Raw genomic sequence first — 19,951 nt, 5'->3', positions numbered from 1 at the left:
CAAACCCAGAATATGACAGGACTCGCCTCCCCGGTCCGGTAAGCTGCGCTAGAGCTTGATGCTCCACCGTAACTGCCTCGCCGGTCGCTTGTCCGGTCCCGAGGTGTGTTATGACCCTTCAACCCTTTGTTTTGCCTGATATCCGCTCGCTGGCCTCGGCCCTGCGAGCCAAGCTATGCCGCATGCCCGTGGGCTTTTCGCCTACCCGCTCGCCCTTTGCCGCAACCTCTCCCCAAGTACGCCCGGCTCCAATGCTGGCGCACTGGCGTGTCTGCCCCACCACTGGCCAACTGGTTCAGCACTGGGATCACGCCGCCCCTCAAGACCCGCAGAGACGGAACGTTTCCAGCCTCGTTCAAGCGAGCCTGATGCTTAGCCTCTATGTGAGCGCTCGCACAGCCTGAGCCTGCTGGAAACCACAACTTTCCCGATTAACCTTCTGGAGTTCTTTATGAACAAGTCCAGTAGTAGCCCGCTGCGCGCTAATTAACTAACGCGCACTAAGCGGGCCTTGTAGAAGTTATTAAGCACTTTATTTAAACCGATCGCGAAGTCCGCGGCTCGGCATGCTTTCGCTCGCCTGCAATCAGGTAAGTACCGGGTATGTTTTGTCGAGAATTGGCGACAGGAGTACAGACAATGAGCGCCGTAAAAAACACGCCTCTGCACAAGAAAAATGGCACTGCAAGCGACACCAAACTGTCGATGCGTGCCGCCCGCGAAGCCCAGAACGGCCTGTCGGCCACCCTCGCCAATGTACGGGCGACCCAGGACGGCCTGACCGAACTGGATGCCTCGGCACGTCTACAGCGCGAAGGCTATAACGAGGTGGCCCATGACAAGCCGCCTCACGCCATCGTCCAGTTCCTGCAGGCACTGAACAATCCTTTTATCTATGTCCTGCTGACCCTAGGCGGCATCAGCTTTGTTACCGACTGCTGGCTGCCGATGCGGGACGGCGAAGAGGCCGACCCGACCAAGGTCATCATCATCATGACCATGGTGTTGCTCAGCAGCCTGTTGCGCTTCTGGCAGGAACACCGCTCGGCCAAATCCGCCGAAGCGCTCAAGGCGATGGTCCGCACCACCGCCACCGTGCTGCGCCGCGAGCAAGTGGGCGCCCAGCCCAGCCTGCGCGAAGTGCCGATGCGTGAACTGGTGGCCGGCGATATCGTGCAGTTGTCGGCCGGCGATATGATCCCGGCGGATATCCGCCTGATCGAATCCCGTGACCTGTTTATCAGCCAGGCGGTGCTGACCGGCGAAGCCTTGCCGGTCGAGAAGTACGACACCCTGGGTGATGTGACGCAGAAGTCGGCGTCCTCGTTGGCGGCCGACCAGGGCAACCTGCTGGACCTGCCGAACATCTGCTTCATGGGCACCAACGTGGTCAGCGGCCGGGCCAAGGCCGTGGTGGTAGCCACCGGGCCGCGCACCTACTTCGGTTCCCTGGCCAAAGCGATCGTCGGCTCCCGTGTGCAAACCGCCTTCGACCGTGGGGTGAACAGCGTCAGCTGGCTGCTGATCCGCTTCATGCTGGTGATGGTGCCGATCGTGTTCCTGCTCAACGGTTTCTCCAAAGGTGATTGGGGCGATGCGTTCCTGTTCGCCCTGGCGGTTGCTGTGGGCCTCACCCCGGAAATGCTGCCGATGATCGTCAGCGCCAACCTGGCCAAGGGCGCCACCGCCATGGCCAAACGCAAAGTGGTGGTCAAGCGCCTGAATGCGATCCAGAACTTCGGTTCGATGGATGTGCTGTGCACCGACAAGACCGGCACCCTGACCCAGGACAAAATCATCCTCGAACACCACGTCAATGCCTTTGGCCAACGTGACGATGCGGTGCTGTCGCTAGCCTGGCTCAACAGCTTCCACCAGAGCGGCATGAAGAACCTGATGGACCAGGCCGTGGTGCAGTTCTCGGAGCAGAACCCCAAGTTCCAGGTGCCATTTGCCTACAGCAAAGTGGATGAATTGCCGTTCGACTTTGTACGCCGCCGTCTGTCGATCGTCGTCAAGGATGCTGCCGGCGATCAGCTGCTGGTGTGCAAGGGCGCCGTGGAAGAGATGCTGAGCATTTCCACCCACGTGATGGAAGGCAGCGATGCCGTGCCGCTGGATGAGCGCCGCCGTGAAGAGTTGCTGGCGCTGGCCAACGACTACAACGAGGATGGTTTCCGTGTACTGGTGGTCGCAACGCGCAACATTCCCCAATCCCTGGCGCGCCAACAGTACACCCCTGCCGATGAGCGCAACCTGGTGATCCAGGGCTTCCTGACCTTCCTCGATCCGCCAAAGGAAACCGCGGGCCCGGCCATTGCCGCACTGCAGGAAATTGGTGTTGCCGTCAAAGTGCTCACCGGCGACAACGCGGTAGTCACCGCCAAGATCTGCCGCCAGGTTGGCCTCGAACCCGGCCAGCCGCTGCTGGGCGTGGATATCGAAGCCATGGACGACGCCACCCTGCTGCGCCGCGTGGAAGAACGCACGGTGTTTGCCAAGCTGACACCGCTGCAGAAATCCAGGGTGCTCAAGGCCCTGCAAGCCAACGGCCATACCGTGGGTTTCCTGGGCGACGGTATCAACGATGCGCCGGCGCTGCGCGATGCCGACGTGGGTATTTCGGTCGACACCGCCACGGATATCGCCAAGGAATCGGCGGACATCATCCTGCTGGAAAAGAGCCTGATGGTGCTGGAAGAAGGCGTGCTCAAGGGCCGCGAAACCTTCGGCAATATCATGAAGTACCTGAACATGACCGCCAGCTCCAACTTCGGCAACGTGTTCTCGGTGCTGGTGGCCAGTGCGTTCATTCCGTTCATGCCGATGCTGGCGATCCACCTGCTGCTGCAAAACTTGATGTACGACATCTCCCAGCTGGCCTTGCCGTGGGACAAGATGGACAAGGAATACCTGGCCAAACCACGTAAGTGGGATGCGCAAAACATCGGCCGCTTCATGATCTGGATCGGGCCGACCTCGTCGATCTTCGACATCACCACCTTTGCCCTGATGTGGTACGTGTTCAGCGCTAACAGTGTGGAAATGCAGACCCTGTTCCAGTCCGGCTGGTTCATCGAAGGGCTGCTCTCGCAAACCCTGGTGGTGCATATGCTGCGCACCCGCAAGATCCCGTTCTTCCAGAGCACGGCGGCCTGGCCGGTGCTGATGATGACCTGCCTGGTGATCGCTCTGGGGATCTACGTGCCGTTCTCGCCGCTGGGCACCCTGGTGGGCCTGCAACCGCTGCCGCTGGCGTACTTCCCATGGCTGGTCGGTACCCTGCTCGCCTACTGCTGCGTGGCCCAACTGATGAAAACGATCTACATCCGCCGCTTCAAGCAGTGGTACTGATCGCTCCCGCCGTTTAAACGGTGGCGACCGCAGGGTCGCCACCGCGCATCACAAGGATTCGAACATGCGCGTCTTGATCTGTGCAGGTCGTCATTACGCCGACACCCAGAAGTCCCGCCAAGTGCTGGACGCTTACCACCGCCTGCGCCCGATGCAGGTATTGATTCACGGCGGCAACCAATTCCTCGGCAGCAACATCGAGGAGTGGGCGCGGGAAATGGGCATCGATGTGGTGCGTTACCCGTGCAATTGGCAACGCCATGGCAAACAGGCGGAACGCCAACGCAATCATTTCATGCTGACCGACAGCCGACCCGACGTGATCATCGCCCTGCCAGGCGGTGACGACACCTCGGAGCTGGTCAGCCAGGCCAAAGCCAGCGGCATTTCGGTGCTGACCGTAGAAAGCTGAATTCAAGCGAGGTGCATCATGCACAAAAAACACACCCCTCATCGCCCGGATGGGTTTGCCAAATATCGCGCACGTCACTATCGGGGGGCTCGCCATACGCTGTTGCTGTTACCGCCGGCCAAGCGCCGCGCGCTGCAACGCAACCTGATCTTCATTGGCGCGAGCCTGGGCCTTGTTCTGCTCATCGCGATGTGCTCCAAGGCCCAGGCAGCCGGTGGCGCCTACGTGGTCGACGACGGCGCGGTCAATGATCCGGGCACCTGCAACGTCGACGCCTGGTACAGCGTCAACCGGCACCAAGGCAACGTCCATAACGAAACGCTGAACCCGGCCTGCACGTTCAGCGCGCTGCCGGCGGTGCAATGGAGTGCGGCGCTGTCGCGTGCCAGCAATGCGGGGGATGCCGAGACGCAGGTCAGCCCGCAAGTCAAAGCCCAGGTGTGGTCACGGCAAGATCTGGGATTGCAACTGGCGGTGTCCGCCACCAGCCACTTCGCCTTGGACCGTGCGCATGCCTTTGACGGCGCCGACTTCAACGTGCCTCTGACCTGGCAACCCGTTGAAGCACTGCGCTTGAACTTCAATGGCGGTTGGACCCACGCCTATAACGGTGGCGAACAGCAGCACCGGCTGACGTGGGGCACAGGTTTCGAGTACCAGCTAGCCGATGCACTCACACTGATCGGTGAGCGCTATGGTCAGGAAGGCGGCGACCAGGCCTGGCAGGCCGGGCCGCGCTTTCACGTGGGTCAGCTGATCGACATCGACCTGCTGGTTGGGCAAAGCCTCAACGAGGATCACAACCAGTGGTTGACCACGGGTGCCACCCTGCGTTTTTAAGCTTTCGCCTGCTGCTCCAGGTGCAGTTGCAACTGCGGGTCGATTTGCAACTGCCCGGCCAGCTCATCCAGGTAAGCGCGTTCCGCCTCCTGTTGATCGTTGACCAACATCACGCTGGCCAGGTAGATCTCCGACGCCAGTGCCGGGTCATCGGCATACTCGGCAAAATCCCCGGCATTCAGTGGCTTGGCGACTTCGGCGTCGAGCCATTGTTGCAACTGGGGGTCATCGGTATGCCGGCCAATCTCGGCTGAGATCATCTGCCGCTCTTGCTCATCGATCTTGCCATCGGCCTTGGCTGCCGCGATCAATGCGCGCAGCACGGCATGGCTATGGGCTTCGGCATCGGCCCCGTCGAGTTGGTCGACCGTCTGGATTGCCTGCTGCGGCGCACTGGCCTGCTGGCGCTGCCACGCCTGGTACGCCTGGAAAGCCGCCATCCCCAACGACGCCAGCGCCGCGTAATTCATCCCACCGGAGCGCTGCTGCGTGGCACCGCCCGCAGGCGCACCGCCCAATAAACCGCCGAGACCACCCAGCAATCCGCCCAAACCGCCCCCGGCCGAAGCACTATTGCCCGTACTGTTGAGTAACCCTCCGAGCAACCCGCCCAAGCCGCCCAGGCCACCGCCTGAAGCACCGCCGTTTTGCTGGCCCGCGCGCAGCAGTTGTTCCAATAGATCGCTGGTGTTCATGGTGTCGCCCTCCCAGGGCGCAATATGGGCGTTCAACAACCATAGCCTGCCCCTGTCGGAATACCAAGACCGCCGAGCAGGCACGCCTTATGATGGCGCCATTACACCGTTGAAGGAGCACACAGGTGAACCGTATCGAGCACGTTGCGTTGATGGCGAGCTACAACCAGTGGATGAACCAGAAGGTCTATGCTGCTGCCGGCCAATTGCCGGACGCCGCGTTGAGCGCAGACCGGCAGGCGTTCTTCGGCTCGATCCTCGGCACCCTGAACCACCTTGCACTGGGCGATACGGTCTGGCTCAAACGCTTCGCCCAACACCCGGCAGGCTTTGCGGCGCTGGCACCCTTGAGTTCGATCGCAACACCCACCGACCTCAAGCAACTGGCGTTCGCCGATATTCGTGAGCTTTCTGCCCGACGCGCCTGGCTGGATCAGTTGATACTCGATTGGGTCAACACCTTGCGCGAGCCTGACCTGGATCATCGCCTGCAGTACTCCAACATGCGCGGCGTGGGGGCCAGCAAGCCGTTCTTTGGCTTGCTGGTGCACTTTTTCAATCACCAGACCCATCACCGGGGCCAGGCCACCACGCTGCTGAGCCAGGCAGGCGTGGACGTAGGTGTTACGGATCTATTGGCGTTGATTGACTGAGACAAACTCGGCGTAAGCCTGCAACAGGCGCGGGAAGTCCTGGGGTTCAGGCAATTGTGCAAAGCTTTCGACGGCGGGGGTAGAGGCCCAGGGCAGTTTTTCGCGGGTCCAGGTTTCCATGAAAGGTACATAGTCGCGGGCGTTATCGAGCAACGTGGCGCGCACATTGACGAACTCGTCGATGCCGTGGGGCCGGGTAAACAGCCAACTCATGCAATGCGGGCAGCAATAGTGGCGGTCCACACCCTGCAGCCCGCCGATGACCGGGCAGCCTTGGGTGATGGTAAACCCAGCGGCGGGAATCAAGGCGCTGAGGGAAAACGCGCTGGAGGTCATTTTCTGGCAACCACGGCAATGGCAGGCCATGGTGATCACCTCGGGCAAACTGACACTGAAGCGCACCCGGTTACAGCGGCAACTGCCCTCCAGCGGCTGGTGTACGACGCTCATCATTCATTCCTTTTCATGATTGTGGACGCCACAGGGTAGCGTGAACCGAACGCTGAGAACACCGCAAGCCATGTCGCCAGCAATGCCGATACGCACATTGCCAGCGACTGAAGCAAGCGCCGGCAGGCGTCACTTCACCTTGCTGGCCAGGCTGTCGATCGTGTGTTTCAGATCATCAAGGCTGCGCTTCTGGTCTTCAAGGCTACGTTTCTGATCCTGGGCATCGTCCTTGAGCCGCGACAGCTCGCTGGAACTGGAACTCGAACTGGAGCTGGAATTGCGCTTCAGGTCCTCCACTTCGCTTTTGAGCTTGTCGATGGTGTTCTTCTGATCCGCGACCGTGTGCTTCAAATCAGCCAACTGGCTGTCACTGGCGCTGGAGCTTGAGCCATCCTTACGCTTGAACTCCTCGAAATAGCGCGCCTGTTCGTCCAGTTTGCTTTTCAAACGCTGAAGCTCTTCCTCGTGGCTTTTCTGATTACTCTGCAAGCGCTCAATATCGTTCACCGTAAAATTGCTCGCCGCCAATACTTGCTGCTGACCGGCCCCTGCGGAACTGGTCGCAAGCCTGTCACCCGGCGAGGAACTGAATCCGCTCCATTCAAACTCATCCCCCGCCTGCGCTGTGCCTACGCTACCCACCGCCAACAACCCGATTACACTGACCGCAATCATCCAAGAAGGCTTACGCGCACTGAACATCAACTGATTCCTTTCCAGAATGCCGGGATGGCATATCGCTATGACTGCGCTTTCAGAATCTTGTTCCCGTCCCAGGGGAAACTCGAAAAGGGTCTGCTCGGGTGTTGTAGACTACTGATCTCACAAGCTTTTTTAACCCGGCTTTTAGGCAAGAACCTTGCACCAACGAGCCAGGCTCTATATATTCCCAACCCTGTTACACCGCGCTACCGCCCGAATGGCGAAACTGGTAGACGCATGGGACTTAAAATCCCCCGCTCGTAAGGGCGTCCCGGTTCGATTCCGGGTTCGGGCACCATATTTATCAAGGGCTTGCGTGATCTGTATCGCGCAGGCCCTTGTTGTTTCCGGTCCGCAAAACGATTTTGGTCCGCAATTGGATATTTACACCCCTCCCCGGCGTTCTGCCGACTAAGTCCCAAACCAACAACCGTTAACCCGATTAGACTCCGAGCCTGCCCATACTTGCTACGGCTGTGGGGGAATGTTGGACGGTATGCCTGCATAATGACGCACTTGATGATCGGTTATGATGCGTCCGCCTATCGAAGAGAAAATGGAAATGCGCTTCAAATTGCTGGCCTTCGGCGCCGCTCTTCTCGTGGCGGTGGCCGATTACTTTCTACTACCTTCCGTTCTGATTGGACTGAGGTCAAACCCTCAAATACAGAGCTATAAGGCGAATCCCGACCTAACATTTCAGGTCGTCAGCCAGTGTAAGCAGACCGTTGGGGATACGGATGCTTGCTACCAGGCGTACAGCGCGGCAGTTCAGCTTTCGAACCTCAAGGGCTGCAGCAGTGATGTGATAGCAATAAAGCGGAGATTCAAGAGATTGGTTGAGCACAATCTCCCTGAGGCTATCGAGAGCGAGCTCGTCACAGAATGTGCCACGATTAAAAATTAAGAATCTATAGTGACTTGGCAATAGAAAACAAGGAGCGTTGAATGTCTTGGTGGAGACGTATCTTCTCTCGGAGCGCAAGCTCGACAATTGAGCCCAGTTTCGCCGCCGGCTTGCACGCTGAGGAGCTGGATGACGACCAAGGTTTACAGCCTGTGATAGCACCGTCAGAAACTGCCTACCACCCCCATGGTGGCCGACCGGAAAAACACACGCGCCATGAAAGGCACTCATGTTCAGGCAGACCTGCCACCACAAATTTCAGAAAAGGCCCAATTCTCTACCGGCGCAGCAGGCGAGTGAGAATGATCAGTCGTTGCCACGTACGCCTACCTGAAGCGAAAAACTAAAGCCCCCCCGGAGAATCAAGGATCTGCCTGACCTTACGCGCAAGGTCATGTGGCAGATACGGCTTGGAGATCACCTCGAACTCTGATCCGCCAGCGTCCGTACGCTCGATGGAGTTCTCTGCATAGCCGGTGGTCAGTAGCACCTTGGTGCTTGGGATGCGTCTTCTGACCTCTCTCGCCAACATGACCCCATTCATGCTTCCGGGCATGATCAGATCGGTGAAGAGCAGGTCATACTGTTCACCCGCTTCGTATCGTTTCAGCGCTTCGCGCGCATTGAGCGATATTTCAGTGATGTAGCCGTAGTCCTCAAGCACCATCTTGGCGAGCTCTGCGACGTCCGGGCGGTCCTCGACGATCAGGACCCTTTCGGTGCCATCCTGGTTATCGGATTTCAGCCTGAGCTCATCGGGAGATACCGACGCACTGTCCACTGGAAAGTACAGGCGCAGCGTCGTACCAATGCCCTCCTCCGAGTAGATCCGGGCGGCCCCGCCGGACTGTTTGGCAAATCCATATACCATCGACAGGCCCAGGCCCGAGCCCTTGCCCTCATCCTTGGTGGTAAAGAATGGGTCCATCACGCGATCACGGATGGCTGCGGACATGCCTACGCCGTTGTCGGTAACGGAGATGCTCACGTAGGCGCCTGGCAGCAAGCCGTCATAGGACGTCGCCAAGTCCTTGATCAGGACATTGCGCGTCTCAATGAACACTTTCGGTTCATGTCGCCCGATCAACGCATCCCGGGCATTGATGAAAATGTTGAGCAGTGCCATCTCGGCCTGAGTAGGATCAATCCGGCAGTTTTTCAACGAGCCATCAAGGTCGGATTCCACTTTCACTGCGTTGCCGAATGTCCGCTCTATTAAAGGCTCGACCAAGTGAACGAGCGTATTTAAGTTCAGGACGCGGCCCTGTAGTTTCTGCTTTCGGGAAAACGCCAACAGTTGCTTTGTCAGCGTGCTGGCTTTTTCCACCGCGGACTTGGCATGGAAGGCGCTTCTCTTGATTCTTTCCAGGCTCGGCTCAGGTTTGTCGACGGCGCTGCCGATCAAGTCGACGTAGCCACCGATCACCTGCAACAGATTGTTGAAGTCATGCGCAATGCCGCCCGTCAACTGACCCAGCGCCTCCATCTTCTGAGCCTGCCTCAAACCTTCCTCAGCGTCACGGCGACGGCTTATATCTAACTGCGATGCAAAAAAATAAATCACATCGCCTTTTTCATTTTGAATAGGCGAGATGAAAAGCGCATTCCAGAAACTGCTTCCATCTTTCTTATAGTTAAGAACTTCGGTCGAAAACTCCTGCTTGTTTTTTACCGCGTCCCTGATGGAATTCACCACTTCTCTATCGGTCTCGACGCCTTGGAGAAAGCGGCAATTTTTCCCGACAATCTCATCATGCGCGTAACCGGTCATTTCCAGAAACGCCTGGTTGGCGAAGATGATCGGGTTGTCCGGCGCATTGGGGTCGGTGACGATCATCGGCATACGAGTCGTTTCGACTGCAGCAAAAAAGATGTCTTTTGGATGATCAGAAATATCTGCAGAAACGTTATCGTCTACCCGAAGGTTCTTGTGTGGCATCGCGCGCCTCCAAGCAACATTTGAAATCGTAGGACCGTACCGTCCCACCCAAATTCCCTTTTTCAGAGTGCTTGAGCCTACGACCTCGCGACACGATGCCGAGCACAACGGCGCCGTCAGGCGACCAACACGCTCTCACGCGACACCGCCCATGCTGCAATCAAACGCTGCGGTGTCTGGCAGCTCTTGCGCTTGAACACAAAGTTGCGGCACTTCTCGGCAAACTGCTGGCGGTTGTGCACCATGTCCAACTTCATCTGGGCAAGTTCGTGGTCACGGCAGAGCTCAATCTGTGCGAGATCCATACTGGCTTTGCGTGCGCGATGCGCTGCGTACTTTCCATCAGTCAACGTACGTTGCGCTTCTTGCGCCAACCAGCGGCCGAACTCCTGCGGGCAACGTGGGCCGATGTCCTGGACCATCCCCCACTGCCGTGCCTGCACGGCGCTGATCGGCAGGCACTCTTCGGTAAGTTTGTAGGCAAGCTCACTGCCGACGGCGCGAGGCAGGCTGTAGGTCCAGTACTCGGAGCCGTAGAGGCCCATGGTCTTGTAATGCGGGTTCAACACGACACCTGCACGGGCGAACACGATGTCGGCCGCCAGCGCCAGCATCACGCCGCCCGCCCCTGCGCTGCCGGTCAGGCCACTGACCACCAGCTGCCGGGCCGTCAGCAACTCCTGGCACACATCGTCGATCGCCTGGATATTGGCCCAGGCCTCCAGCCCCGGCACGGGCGCGGCCTGGATGACGTTGAGGTGTACACCGTTGGAAAAGCTCCCGCGCCCGCCCTTGATCAACAGCACCTGGGTGTCCCGCGCCTTGGCCCAACGCAGCGCAGCCACCAGCCGCACGCATTGTTCGGTGCTCATGGCGCCGTTGTAGAACTCGAAGGTCAGTTCGCCAACGTGGCCGAACTCGCGATAACGAATCGGTTGATAGGCCGACTCATCAGCTCCTTGGCTGGCGATTGAACCGTCCAGCACCGGAACATCCCTCAACAGGCCGGCCAACACCTGGCGTGCCGGCAGCTTGAAGGTCTCCTCCCCTGGCTGGGCCTTGCGTTTGAGCGAACCGATCCACACGCTCCGATCACCGGCGGCCACCAGCACCGCGTCGTCCTGAACCGCCAGGATCTCTCCCGGCAGGCCGCAACGCGCATCCAGGTGCGCGTCGTACAGGTAATACTGCCCACCCGCGAGACTCGCCAACACACCCGGCTGCCCGTCGGCGGCATCGATGCTGCGCTTGATGAACCGTGCGCAGTCATGCCAGCTGAAGGCACGGTCGATCTGCTTCATATTCGGCTGCAAACGCCCGACGACGCTGGGTTGCGTGTAATCGAGCGGCGTGGGGACGAAACCGCCGGCGAATTTTTCCACCACGTCGCGAATGCAATAGATTGCCGCGTCACTCACCGCACCGTTGTACAACTCGGATTTGCGCACATCGGCGGGCATGTCGAATTCAAACGTCGACCAGACCGGCCCCGCATCCATTTCTTCGACCGCCTGCAGCGCCGTAACGCCCCAACGGCCGACCTGCTGGGTGATGGCCCAGTCCAGCGCGCTGGCGCCACGGTCACCGACGATGCCCGGATGAATGATCACAATCGGGCGATCCGGGTTGCTCCACAGTTGCTCCGGTACGCGGTCCTTGAGAAACGGACAGATCACCAGATCGGCCGCCGATGCCTCGATTTGCCGGCACACCGTGGCCTCATCCGTAAACAACACCACGCTGGGGTCGTAACCTGATTGGCGCAGGTCCAACCAGGCGCGCTGGGTCAAACCGTTGAACGCCGATGACAACAAGATGATCTTCATTGATCGCATGACGGACTCTTCCTTGAGAATGCGCGGCCAGTGGCATTCATTCAGCCTTCCCTGGCCTTTGATGGAGACGCCAGAGTAGAGGGAGAACCGGGGCGGTCACCTGATCGAGATCAAGCTTGAGCCGGTTGACGGAAGATAGAGATGCACGAAAGGTCTGAAGTCTGTCGAATTATGACCTGGACGGTCTTTATAACAGCAGCATAGGATGGCGGCGTTCGAGGTTCATAACCCCAGGTAAAAAGGTAAGGCAATTACCAGGAGCTACCATGCAAGATCTACGTCAGCTGCGCTACTTCGTCGCCGTCGCGGAATGCGAAAACGTCGGCCGCGCAGCGGAACAACTGCACATTTCCCAATCGCCCCTGAGCCGGCAGATCGCCCAGCTTGAAGATCATCTGGGCCTGGCCTTGTTCGAACGGCGTAACCAGCGGCTGTTCCTCACCGCTGACGGGCGCACCTTCCTGTCCGAGGCCCGCGGCCTGCTCAAGCACGCCGAGCGCCTGGAGTCCCTGGGCAAGCGCCTGGGGCGTGGCGAGGAAGGCGGCCTGTGCATCGGCTACGTCAACCACGCCATCCATGCCGGCGTGTTGCCAGGCGCGGTGCGGGCGATCCGCGCCGAGCGCCCGCAGATCCATATTGCCCTCTACAACATGACCCCACGCGAGCAGTTCGAAGGTCTGCGCCAACGCAGCCTGGACATTGCGCTGGTCTGCGAGCCCCCGCCGGACAACGACCCCGACCTGCTCGCCCGCCCTGTGCTGAACGACCCCATGCTGCTGGCGATCCCAAACGAACACCCGCTGGCGGCCAAGCTCGAACTCAGCCCCGCCGACCTGCATGAACAGGAGTGGATCATCACCGGCAGCCAACCCGACTCGATCAATAAACGCGACGACTTCATCGCCCGGTGTGCCGATGCCGGCTTCGTCCCACGGCTGTCGCTGGAGGCGACCGACCCCTTGAGCGTGCTCGGGCTGGTGTCCGCCGGACTTGGCCTGGCCATGGTGCAAAGCAGCCTGGCCACCAGCGCAGGCCCGACGGTGGTGCTGCGCGAGCTGGACTGGTTCAGACCCTGCGTCAGGCTCTGGGCCGCCTGGCACAAGGTGGACCTGCGCCCGATCGTCAGCGTTTTCCGCGGGCAGGTACTGACGCTGGCTGAGCAGACAAACCCGGCCTGAGTTCAGGTATCGCTCACCGAGTGCCGACGCGCAAACGTGGCGCGTTCGACCTTGTAAAAGAAGTTTTCCTGCGTACCGACGGCCAGCTGTTTGATCGACGAGTGGGAGAACTTCCCGCCGATTTTCTCCATGGCCCGTTGCGAACGGATATTTTGCGCCGCGATGTGAAACCAGACCGTGTCGACCCACTGGAAGGCATGCTCGAGCATCAGGCGCTTGAGTTCTGCGTTCGCCCCGCCGCCCCACTTTTCTCGGGCCAGAAAGGTGTAGCCGATAGCAACCTCGCGGGTCTTCTCGCTGAATTCGTAATAGCGCGAACTGCCGACGACCTTGCCGCTTGAACGGTCGATCACCACCAACACGCTGTTCGACGTCAGGGCTTCCTTGAACCATTCTCGAAAGACCGTTTCCTGATAACGCGTAGGGCTGGGGTGCTGCGCCCAGATCAAAGGGTCGGATGCGACGTTATACAGCGCGTCAAAATCCCCGGGCGCCAGTGGACGCAGCTCAAGTGAATCCCCAACGATTGACGCAGCGACAGGCAGCGATTGCATCCATGCTCTCCCGGAATCTGAAAGTGCCCACGTGGGGCACAGGTGCGCTTGATTAAACAGCGCTTGAAGTTCCACCGCAAGAACCGGAGTTTCAGCCATTCAACGGGTCCCTACTGTGTGTTTACGGCCGCGGCACCGGTAATGGCCGTCGAACGAAGGAAGCCCGCATGAACCGAATCGACACCCTGGATTGGCAAAGTATCCGCGTGGAGCTCGACCAGCAAGGCTTCGCCGTGCTGCCGGGTTTCCTGGGCCCACCTAACAGGGCGCGGGAACAGCTCCCGGCACTGCTGAACAGCCTCAGGCAGAAGTTTTATGCGCCGCTGGCACAGATCGCAAACCAATGGAACCTGATCGCCGGACGGCCCTACGGCTTCCCGCTCCAACGCTCAACCGATCAGCGGCAACCCTCCTCGCCGCTGATGTGCTTGCGTGAAGGCGAGTCTCTGGCGCTTGGGCAGGCCATCGATGACGAAAGGGGGTTTGCGTTTCAGTTGACCGCCCTGCTGTCCTCTCCAGGCCAGGACTTCACCGGCGGCGAGTTGGTGCTGATCGAACAGCGGCCGAGGATGCAGTCACGCCCGATGGTGGTGCCCCTGCGGCTGGGTGATCTCGCAATCATCACCACGGCGCACCGGCCCTTCAAAGGCCGCAAGGGCTACTACCGCGTCACGATGAAACGCGCTATCAGCCGGGTTCGAAGCGGCGAACGGGTTGGGTTTTTCCTGAACTTTCACGGCACATCGGAGCGAGTCCATGGATAACGAGCGTGTCTGGATGCTATTGAGCCGAGCAGGCCAACCCTGCCCCAGCACTCAACCGGGCACGCTGGGCGGCCACCGAACGGGCAAACGTTACGGCACGCTCGATTGCCGAGCGGCGCTGCAAGCGATCGCGCGCGGGGGCTATGTGAAAAACCGCGTATTTTTCCTCGACGAGTCCGGCGCAATCGCCGCCGGCTATCGCCCTTGCGCCATCTGCATGCCCGCCGAATATCAGCGATGGAAACATAATGAATCGTCAAAATGAGCTGATGTTCGATAGCCCGGGTGCCCCTGGGGCCAGCCTGGAAGAGCTGGATTGGCGGATAATCGAAGCCGCACTGATGACCCACGGGTTTGCGCGACTGCCACCCTTGCTCACTCGCCAGACCTGTCTGGAGCTGGCGGCGCTGTACTCGAACAGCGAGCACTTTCGCAGCCGCGTCGTCATGGAGCGTCATGCCTTCGGGCGAGGTGAATACCAGTACTTTCGTTATCCCCTGCCCCCCATCGTCGAAGACCTGCGAACTCGGCTGTACAGCCACCTGGCGCCCATCGCCAACCGCTGGCACGCGGCATTGAACGTCGGTCAACGGTTTCCCGAAACCCACAGCGCCTTCAAAGCCGTTTGTCATCAGGCGGGTCAATGCAGGCCTACGCCGCTGATGCTGCGCTATCGGGCAAATGACTACACCTGCCTGCACCAGGACCTGTATGGCGAGCAGGTGTTTCCTTTTCAGGTCGTATTTCTGCTGGATCAACCGAGGCTGGATTTCGACGGGGGCGAGTTCGTCCTCACCCAGACCCGCGCCAACCAGCCCGGCCAGGCCGAGGTCATCGCGCTTGAACAGGGCCAGGCGCTGATTTTCGCAGTGAACAGCCGACCGGCGCGCTCAACCCGAGGGTTTTGCCGCGTGAATGTCCGCCACGGGGTCAGCCGCCTGCATGGCGGCGAGCGCAGAACCCTCGGGATTATTTTCCACGATGCCAAATGAATGCGCTCAATGTGAAGCCTTCATGCCCTTGAGCCATTGCAGCGCATCGTCGACCGATGGGCCTGCGCCACCCGGCGATACGTTGTGACCCAACTCGGGATACAGTCGATATTCGAACGGTTTGCCCTTGGCCTTCATTGCGTCCAACCGTTCCACCGCTAAAAAAGCCGGGGTTTGCAGATCCTTGCCGCCCAGCAACCAGAGGCCCGGAATCGCAACCTTGGCCAGCGAATTACGAGGATCAGTGTCGGCAAACTGATAGCGGTCAGGGTCTTGCGCAATATGTTTGCGCACCTGCGCTTCACTGTACTGGGTCCAGAAATCCGCCTTGCCCTGGGTCAGAAACTGAAAGCGCAACTGCTCACGCGTTGTCAGCAGCGGCCCGCTGAACAGCACCATGAAGCTCACGGCGCGGTTGTGTTCGGTAGCGATGGGGATGATCCAGCCGGCCTGGCTGAACCCCACCAGCCCAATCGGCAGCGCAGTGGCGGCAACCTGGGTTGATAAGGCCGCGACCGCTGCATTCGCATCACCAGCCAAGGTTTGCAGGTTGGCCGCATCGAGATTATTAGTGCCCACCTCCGGCCCGACATACACACCTTCCGATTGCCCGACGCCGCGCTTGTCATAGGTCAGTACCGCAATGCCATGACCCGCCAGTAGTGTCGCGAAATTCATCATGCGCTTTTCCTGACCGGAACCGTGCACCAGCACCACGCCGACAGCCGGATGCTCGGGCAGTAAAGCCGTGCCGGAGAGCGTAATACCGGCGTTGGAAAATTGGACTGCGTGGGTAGTGAAGCTGACGGCATCAGCGAGGACGAGCGTGGGCAACAACACAAACAGGCCCAATAACAGGCTGAGGGAATCGCGCATGATTCAATCCTGGAAAAAGCACATCCGAGTGCCGATGCGGCACTTTGACAGTCCCCTGTTGCCATCTCGTGACGCAGCAGTGACGACGCCTATCGCCTACGATTAAGCGCACCCACCTATTCCAGCACCAGGAGAAACACCATGCAGGCCCACAAAACAGCAATCGTCTTGATCGAATTCCAGAACGACTTCACCACGCCCGGTGGCGTGTTCCACGATGCAGTGAAAGACGTGATGCAAACCTCCAACATGCTGGCCAACACCGCCACCACCATTGAGCAGGCGCGCAAGCTCGGCGTGACCATCATCCATATGCCGATCCAGTTTGCCGTCGGCTACCCTGAGCTGACCCTGCGCGCCTACGGGATTCTCAAAGGTGTCGTCGATGCCGGCGCCTTTCGCGCCGGGAGTTGGGGCGCCGAGATCAGCGACGCCCTGAGCCGCGACCCTGCCGACATCCTGGTCGAGGGCAAGCGTGGGCTGGACGCGTTCGCCAGCACCGGCCTGGACCTGGTGCTGCGTAATAACGGCATCCAGAACCTGGTGGTCGCGGGGTTCCTGACCAATTGCTGCGTCGAAGGCACGGTTCGATCGGGTTACGAAAAAGGCTACGACGTGATCACCCTGACCGACTGCACGGCCACATTCAGTGATGAACAACAGCACGCGGCCGAGCACTTCACGCTGCCGATGTTTTCCCAAGCCCTGAAACACACCGCGTTTCTGACGGCACTCAAAGCATCGGAGAATGGCTGACCACCCGCAGCGCCAGGCCTTCGTAGGCATCCAGCGTAAGAGTGAATTCCCCCTCGGCGGTCAGGTCGCCCTCGACCCGTTCGTTGATGATGTCGACCACCGGCCCCGGCGCGATATCCGGCAGGTGCAGGGTTTCGGTAATCGGCGTGGCGCCGAAGTTGAGCGCTGTGATTTGGGTGCCCTTGCCCGCCGGCAATTCGTGAACCATGACCAGCAAGCCCGGATGCTCGACGTCCGGCACCAGGATCTGGCGGCTGGCCGCAATGTCATAGGCGCGGCGCACCGCGAGGATCTTTTGCAGTTGCGAGGCAAACGATTCGGGGTCCTGCAACTGTTCATTGAGATTGCCGTACAAGGTTCGCGCGCGCGGCATTTGCCCCGCCGACAGCTCGGCCTGCGGGTTCAGGTCCACCAGGTCGTAGGCCCCGCGATGAATCCAGCGTGTATCGCCATCGGCCATCAGGTGCGCCACGTCCTGCGCCGCCAACGGCAACGCGCCCACCAGGTCCCAGCCGGACAAGGCGAACACCCCAGGTTGCATCGCGTTGTACATCGCCAGCAGCAGATGTATCTGGCGGATCTGCCGGATATCGGCAGCGGTGATCGCCTCCAGATCACGAATACCCAGGGCGGCCGTGATGATGCTCGCCGTGGTGCAGGACACCCCGTTGGTCACGAACTTGAGGTTATACGGCGCCTGTTCGCCGGCCAGGCGTTCGTACATCTGCTCGCGGATGTGTTCGCGCAGGATATTGCCGGGGAAGGTCTGGCCTTGATAGAGATAAGTGTCATGGGCGTGCAGGGTCCAGAAATGCACCAGCTCCAGGGTCAGTTCATCGTGGTTCTGTAGCGCGTGGATCAACGAACCGGGGTCGATGCCCTGGCTGTGCATCTCGCGCAGCATCAAGCGCAAAAACTCCGTGTCGCCCACCAGCAAGGCATGCTGGTAGGCCGGCCGGGTGATGAAGTCATAGGAAAGGTCCGCACCGCCGTGGGACATGGCGGCGATATCGTCCACGGTCAGGTTCAGCTCCTGGAAGCTGAAGCCGCCCGCCTTGCGAATCGCCCCGCCCAGCAACTGATTGCCGGTAACGGCCAGCGGATGGCTTTCCGACCAGGCCGTGCCATCAAGCTTGCGCTCCACACCCAGGAAGCCATTGGCGTCCAGGCGCAGGATCTTGGAGCCCATCACATCGATGGCATGCAAGGCGTCACCGATGATCATTTGTTGCGCGGCGAACGAAGGGTCCAGCCAGTTGAGCGAGGGCTGCCCCTCCTTGAAGTAATGCAGGTACACCCAGCGCCGCGGCTTGCCGTCCACGCCTTGCACTACGGGCGTTGCGCTCCAGTCGGTTTCCTTGACTCCCGGTTCGAAGAAGATCACCCGTTGCAGCTGGCCGACGATGTAATGCTTGTCGCGCAAGGCGTCGACCTGGGTCGGGCTGAGGTTCTGCGCATCGCGGCCCGGGGCGACGTCCGGCAGCAACGGCCAGTCTTCCTCGCGGATTTCCACCATGTGGTAAAGGCCGGGATAGTCTTCGTAGGCCATCTCGGCCAGGCGAAAATCCGCGCCTTTGCCGGTGTGCGAGGGGATGACGTCATCGATGACCACCGCGTTGTGCGCTGCGGCCATGCGCGTCAACGCTTGCAACTGCGCGTCGGTGCCCAACTCCGGGTCGATTTCAAAGCTGATGCGGTCGAAATTGCCGTCGATGGTCGGCGTATGCCGGGTACCGGAAAGCCCGCCGGATTTTTTCAGCGGGCCGTTGTGAATCCCCTGAATACCGATCTTGGACAGCGCGTGCCACAGGCTTTCATCCCCCAACGCCTCCAGCACCGTGCCGCCTTCACGGGTCACGATAGACGCCGGGTACGCGGTAAACCACACAGACGACAACGCTGACGCATCACGGGGCCGGGTCTGCGCGTAGGGCTGCTGCCACAACCGCCCCTGCCCGGAATACAGCTTGGCCCGCTGGCGTGCCGCGTGCAGCATCGATTGCTCAACCAGCCAGTTCACATGATCGTTGTCTACCGCCGTCATAAGCCTGATACCTGTGTGGTGAAAGGGTATTGGTAAGCATAGGAGGGTCAACGGCGGTCATTCGTTGCATTGCGTTGGCGCTAACTATTCCAACTGCCGATATTGGCGCGGGGTGAACCCGGTCGACGCCTTGAACTGCCGGGTAAACGCACTGTGGTCGGTATAGCCGCACTGCAATGCCACATCGGTGATCGGCAGTTCGGTATGCAGCAGCCGATGGGCGTTCTCCAAGCGCACCTTCTGGATCATCTGGCGCGGCGTGAGGTGGAAGACACGCTTGCAATAACGCTCCAGCTGCGCCACGGAAATGCCGGCAATGCGCGTCAACTCACCGAGGGTGACACGTCGATTGAAGTTGTGCCGGATATACTCGTCCACAGCGGCCAGGCGCTGATAGGCCGGATGTTTTTCGCTGGCCGACTGCAGGTCAACCGAAATGCCCGCCAAGCCGATGATCTGGTTTTTGTGGTTATACAAGGGCCATTTATGGGTCAGGCACCAGCCCGGCTCGCGAGTGCCATACAGGTGCAGTTCAAGCTGATCCTCCAGCACATACCCTTGCTCCAGCACGCGCCGATCCTGCTCGGTGTAACCCGGCCCCAACTGCGCCGGAAACACTTCGGCGCTGGTCTTGCCCAACAGCGGCTGCAGCTGTTTGAGGCCGCAACGTTGCACCAGCGTGTGGTTGGCGAGTAGGTAACGGGCGTCGACATCCTTGATGAAAATCGCGGCATTGGGGATCACGTCCAGCATCGGCAACAGCTGCGCCATACCCGCCAGTAGCTGCTCGATGCTGTGTGGGCGTGCCCCCTGGAGAAGGGCCGTAAACGCGCTCTGCATCATGATTTCAACCGCTCGTTTGGGCTTTGACGCCGAGCAGATTGCGCCATGTTCGCACGTCTGTCGAGCGCGGCAAATTGTGCCGAATTCGTCATTCACATCCGCGTAAAACATCAATCGCCGCCCCCCTTGATGCGTTCAGGATAGCGCCACTGCATGC

General features: G+C 59.9%; 20 protein-coding genes and 1 tRNA gene. 12 read left to right on the top strand and 9 right to left on the bottom strand.

Features of this window, described 5'->3' with window-relative positions; genetic code table 11:
* Nucleotides 1-110 precede the first annotated feature (110 nt).
* From MJP36_RS16000 to MJP36_RS15985, 4 genes are all read left to right on the top strand, one after another.
* Nucleotides 111-404 carry a hypothetical protein gene (locus MJP36_RS16000; RefSeq protein WP_244383428.1) on the top strand — a complete coding sequence of 98 codons (294 nt, stop codon included), beginning with the start codon at nucleotides 111-113 and terminating at the stop codon, nucleotides 402-404.
* Between the two features lie 235 nt (nucleotides 405-639).
* A complete protein-coding gene (gene mgtA / locus MJP36_RS15995) occupies nucleotides 640-3,354 on the top strand; it encodes a magnesium-translocating P-type ATPase (protein WP_244383427.1) in 2,715 nt (904 codons plus the stop codon).
* Between the two features lie 64 nt (nucleotides 3,355-3,418).
* Nucleotides 3,419-3,766: a DUF2493 domain-containing protein gene (locus MJP36_RS15990; protein ID WP_060752947.1), complete on the top strand. Its 348-nt coding sequence runs from the start codon at nucleotides 3,419-3,421 to the stop codon at nucleotides 3,764-3,766.
* Nucleotides 3,767-3,784: 18 nt separating this feature from the next.
* Complete coding sequence (locus MJP36_RS15985; RefSeq protein ID WP_205343909.1) at nucleotides 3,785-4,606, top strand: hypothetical protein; 822 nt, start codon at nucleotides 3,785-3,787, stop codon at nucleotides 4,604-4,606.
* Here the strand turns inward: MJP36_RS15985 and MJP36_RS15980 are convergent.
* On the bottom strand, nucleotides 4,603-5,301 hold the full coding sequence (locus tag MJP36_RS15980; protein ID WP_244383426.1) for a tellurite resistance TerB family protein: 699 nt from the start codon (nucleotides 5,299-5,301) through the stop codon (nucleotides 4,603-4,605). The two genes, MJP36_RS15985 and MJP36_RS15980, sit on opposite strands and share 4 nt — an antisense overlap.
* 125 nt (nucleotides 5,302-5,426) lie before the next feature.
* Between MJP36_RS15980 and MJP36_RS15975 the strand changes: the two genes are divergently transcribed.
* Nucleotides 5,427-5,954: a DinB family protein gene (locus tag MJP36_RS15975; RefSeq protein ID WP_090370922.1), complete on the top strand. Its 528-nt coding sequence runs from the start codon at nucleotides 5,427-5,429 to the stop codon at nucleotides 5,952-5,954.
* Here the strand turns inward: MJP36_RS15975 and MJP36_RS15970 are convergent.
* Nucleotides 5,934-6,404 (bottom strand): GFA family protein, encoded by a 471-nt coding sequence (locus tag MJP36_RS15970; protein ID WP_104993870.1) that lies wholly within the window; start codon nucleotides 6,402-6,404, stop codon nucleotides 5,934-5,936. The two genes, MJP36_RS15975 and MJP36_RS15970, sit on opposite strands and share 21 nt — an antisense overlap.
* Before the next feature lie 129 nt (nucleotides 6,405-6,533).
* Nucleotides 6,534-7,106, bottom strand: coding sequence for a hypothetical protein (locus MJP36_RS15965; protein WP_244385633.1), 573 nt, complete (start codon nucleotides 7,104-7,106; stop codon nucleotides 6,534-6,536).
* A 211-nt stretch (nucleotides 7,107-7,317) separates the two neighbouring features.
* Between MJP36_RS15965 and MJP36_RS15960 the strand changes: the two genes are divergently transcribed.
* Nucleotides 7,318-7,404: transfer RNA gene (locus MJP36_RS15960), tRNA-Leu, on the top strand.
* 231 nt (nucleotides 7,405-7,635) lie between these two features.
* Nucleotides 7,636-8,013, top strand: a complete 378-nt coding sequence (locus tag MJP36_RS15955; protein WP_244383425.1) for a hypothetical protein — start codon at nucleotides 7,636-7,638, stop codon at nucleotides 8,011-8,013.
* Nucleotides 8,014-8,356: 343 nt separating this feature from the next.
* On the opposite strand, the gene MJP36_RS15950 is transcribed toward MJP36_RS15955, so the two are convergent.
* Together MJP36_RS15950 and MJP36_RS15945 are read right to left on the bottom strand one after the other, a co-directional pair.
* The gene (locus MJP36_RS15950) at nucleotides 8,357-9,952 is read right to left on the bottom strand and encodes a histidine kinase famiy protein (RefSeq protein WP_104993873.1); all 1,596 of its coding nucleotides are present in this window, start codon (nucleotides 9,950-9,952) and stop codon (nucleotides 8,357-8,359) included.
* A gap of 116 nt (nucleotides 9,953-10,068) precedes the next feature.
* Nucleotides 10,069-11,787, bottom strand: coding sequence for a hydrogenase maturation protein (locus MJP36_RS15945; RefSeq protein WP_244383424.1), 1,719 nt, complete (start codon nucleotides 11,785-11,787; stop codon nucleotides 10,069-10,071).
* A 266-nt stretch (nucleotides 11,788-12,053) separates the two neighbouring features.
* Between MJP36_RS15945 and MJP36_RS15940 the strand changes: the two genes are divergently transcribed.
* Nucleotides 12,054-12,965 (top strand): LysR family transcriptional regulator, encoded by a 912-nt coding sequence (locus MJP36_RS15940; protein WP_244383423.1) that lies wholly within the window; start codon nucleotides 12,054-12,056, stop codon nucleotides 12,963-12,965.
* 2 nt (nucleotides 12,966-12,967) lie between these two features.
* On the opposite strand, the gene MJP36_RS15935 is transcribed toward MJP36_RS15940, so the two are convergent.
* The gene (locus MJP36_RS15935; protein WP_244383422.1) at nucleotides 12,968-13,618 is read right to left on the bottom strand and encodes a GNAT family N-acetyltransferase; all 651 of its coding nucleotides are present in this window, start codon (nucleotides 13,616-13,618) and stop codon (nucleotides 12,968-12,970) included.
* A gap of 68 nt (nucleotides 13,619-13,686) precedes the next feature.
* Between MJP36_RS15935 and MJP36_RS15930 the strand changes: the two genes are divergently transcribed.
* From MJP36_RS15930 to MJP36_RS15920, 3 genes are read left to right on the top strand one after another with little or no spacing between them, the layout of a single operon-like run.
* Entirely contained in the window at nucleotides 13,687-14,283 is a 597-nt protein-coding gene (locus tag MJP36_RS15930) for a 2OG-Fe(II) oxygenase (protein WP_244383421.1), read from the top strand.
* A complete protein-coding gene (locus MJP36_RS15925; protein ID WP_198761228.1) occupies nucleotides 14,276-14,548 on the top strand; it encodes an Ada metal-binding domain-containing protein in 273 nt (90 codons plus the stop codon). The genes MJP36_RS15930 and MJP36_RS15925 overlap by 8 nt, the downstream gene beginning before the upstream one ends.
* On the top strand, nucleotides 14,532-15,275 hold the full coding sequence (locus MJP36_RS15920) for a 2OG-Fe(II) oxygenase (RefSeq protein WP_244383420.1): 744 nt from the start codon (nucleotides 14,532-14,534) through the stop codon (nucleotides 15,273-15,275). The genes MJP36_RS15925 and MJP36_RS15920 overlap by 17 nt, the downstream gene beginning before the upstream one ends.
* A gap of 6 nt (nucleotides 15,276-15,281) precedes the next feature.
* On the opposite strand, the gene MJP36_RS15915 is transcribed toward MJP36_RS15920, so the two are convergent.
* A complete protein-coding gene (locus tag MJP36_RS15915; RefSeq protein ID WP_060752750.1) occupies nucleotides 15,282-16,151 on the bottom strand; it encodes an alpha/beta hydrolase family protein in 870 nt (289 codons plus the stop codon).
* Between the two features lie 141 nt (nucleotides 16,152-16,292).
* Here MJP36_RS15915 and MJP36_RS15910 point away from each other — a divergent pair, with 141 nt between their 5' ends.
* Complete coding sequence (locus tag MJP36_RS15910) at nucleotides 16,293-16,907, top strand: cysteine hydrolase family protein (RefSeq protein ID WP_060752749.1); 615 nt, start codon at nucleotides 16,293-16,295, stop codon at nucleotides 16,905-16,907.
* On the opposite strand, the gene treS is transcribed toward MJP36_RS15910, so the two are convergent.
* Both treS and MJP36_RS15900 read right to left on the bottom strand, forming a co-directional pair.
* Nucleotides 16,885-18,951, bottom strand: coding sequence for a maltose alpha-D-glucosyltransferase (gene treS, locus MJP36_RS15905; RefSeq protein WP_244383419.1), 2,067 nt, complete (start codon nucleotides 18,949-18,951; stop codon nucleotides 16,885-16,887). The two genes, MJP36_RS15910 and treS, sit on opposite strands and share 23 nt — an antisense overlap.
* 84 nt (nucleotides 18,952-19,035) lie before the next feature.
* Nucleotides 19,036-19,794, bottom strand: coding sequence for a helix-turn-helix transcriptional regulator (locus MJP36_RS15900; RefSeq protein WP_244383418.1), 759 nt, complete (start codon nucleotides 19,792-19,794; stop codon nucleotides 19,036-19,038).
* Nucleotides 19,795-19,951 lie beyond the last annotated feature (157 nt).

This window comes from Pseudomonas palleroniana (genome assembly GCF_022836895.1).
GTDB lineage: Bacteria > Pseudomonadota > Gammaproteobacteria > Pseudomonadales > Pseudomonadaceae > Aquipseudomonas > Aquipseudomonas palleroniana.
The sequence above is the reverse complement of the archived record's forward strand: the minus strand, read 5'-3'. Positions and strand labels throughout refer to the sequence as shown.

Excerpts from the sequence above, each read along its gene's own strand:
- MJP36_RS16000 (WP_244383428.1), top strand. The coding sequence starts at position 111 with ATGACCCTTCAACCCTTTGTTTTGCCTGATATCCGCTCGCTGGCCTCG.
- mgtA (WP_244383427.1), top strand. The coding sequence starts at position 640 with ATGAGCGCCGTAAAAAACACGCCTCTGCACAAGAAAAATGGCACTGCA.
- MJP36_RS15990 (WP_060752947.1), top strand. The coding sequence starts at position 3,419 with ATGCGCGTCTTGATCTGTGCAGGTCGTCATTACGCCGACACCCAGAAG.
- MJP36_RS15985 (WP_205343909.1), top strand. The coding sequence starts at position 3,785 with ATGCACAAAAAACACACCCCTCATCGCCCGGATGGGTTTGCCAAATAT.
- MJP36_RS15980 (WP_244383426.1), bottom strand. The coding sequence starts at position 5,301 with ATGAACACCAGCGATCTATTGGAACAACTGCTGCGCGCGGGCCAGCAA.
- MJP36_RS15970 (WP_104993870.1), bottom strand. The coding sequence starts at position 6,404 with ATGAGCGTCGTACACCAGCCGCTGGAGGGCAGTTGCCGCTGTAACCGG.
- MJP36_RS15965 (WP_244385633.1), bottom strand. The coding sequence starts at position 7,106 with ATGTTCAGTGCGCGTAAGCCTTCTTGGATGATTGCGGTCAGTGTAATC.
- MJP36_RS15955 (WP_244383425.1), top strand. The coding sequence starts at position 7,636 with ATGATGCGTCCGCCTATCGAAGAGAAAATGGAAATGCGCTTCAAATTG.
- MJP36_RS15950 (WP_104993873.1), bottom strand. The coding sequence starts at position 9,952 with ATGCCACACAAGAACCTTCGGGTAGACGATAACGTTTCTGCAGATATT.
- MJP36_RS15945 (WP_244383424.1), bottom strand. The coding sequence starts at position 11,787 with ATGCGATCAATGAAGATCATCTTGTTGTCATCGGCGTTCAACGGTTTG.
- MJP36_RS15940 (WP_244383423.1), top strand. The coding sequence starts at position 12,054 with ATGCAAGATCTACGTCAGCTGCGCTACTTCGTCGCCGTCGCGGAATGC.
- MJP36_RS15935 (WP_244383422.1), bottom strand. The coding sequence starts at position 13,618 with ATGGCTGAAACTCCGGTTCTTGCGGTGGAACTTCAAGCGCTGTTTAAT.
- MJP36_RS15930 (WP_244383421.1), top strand. The coding sequence starts at position 13,687 with ATGAACCGAATCGACACCCTGGATTGGCAAAGTATCCGCGTGGAGCTC.
- MJP36_RS15925 (WP_198761228.1), top strand. The coding sequence starts at position 14,276 with ATGGATAACGAGCGTGTCTGGATGCTATTGAGCCGAGCAGGCCAACCC.
- MJP36_RS15920 (WP_244383420.1), top strand. The coding sequence starts at position 14,532 with ATGAATCGTCAAAATGAGCTGATGTTCGATAGCCCGGGTGCCCCTGGG.
- MJP36_RS15915 (WP_060752750.1), bottom strand. The coding sequence starts at position 16,151 with ATGCGCGATTCCCTCAGCCTGTTATTGGGCCTGTTTGTGTTGTTGCCC.
- MJP36_RS15910 (WP_060752749.1), top strand. The coding sequence starts at position 16,293 with ATGCAGGCCCACAAAACAGCAATCGTCTTGATCGAATTCCAGAACGAC.
- treS (WP_244383419.1), bottom strand. The coding sequence starts at position 18,951 with ATGACGGCGGTAGACAACGATCATGTGAACTGGCTGGTTGAGCAATCG.
- MJP36_RS15900 (WP_244383418.1), bottom strand. The coding sequence starts at position 19,794 with ATGATGCAGAGCGCGTTTACGGCCCTTCTCCAGGGGGCACGCCCACAC.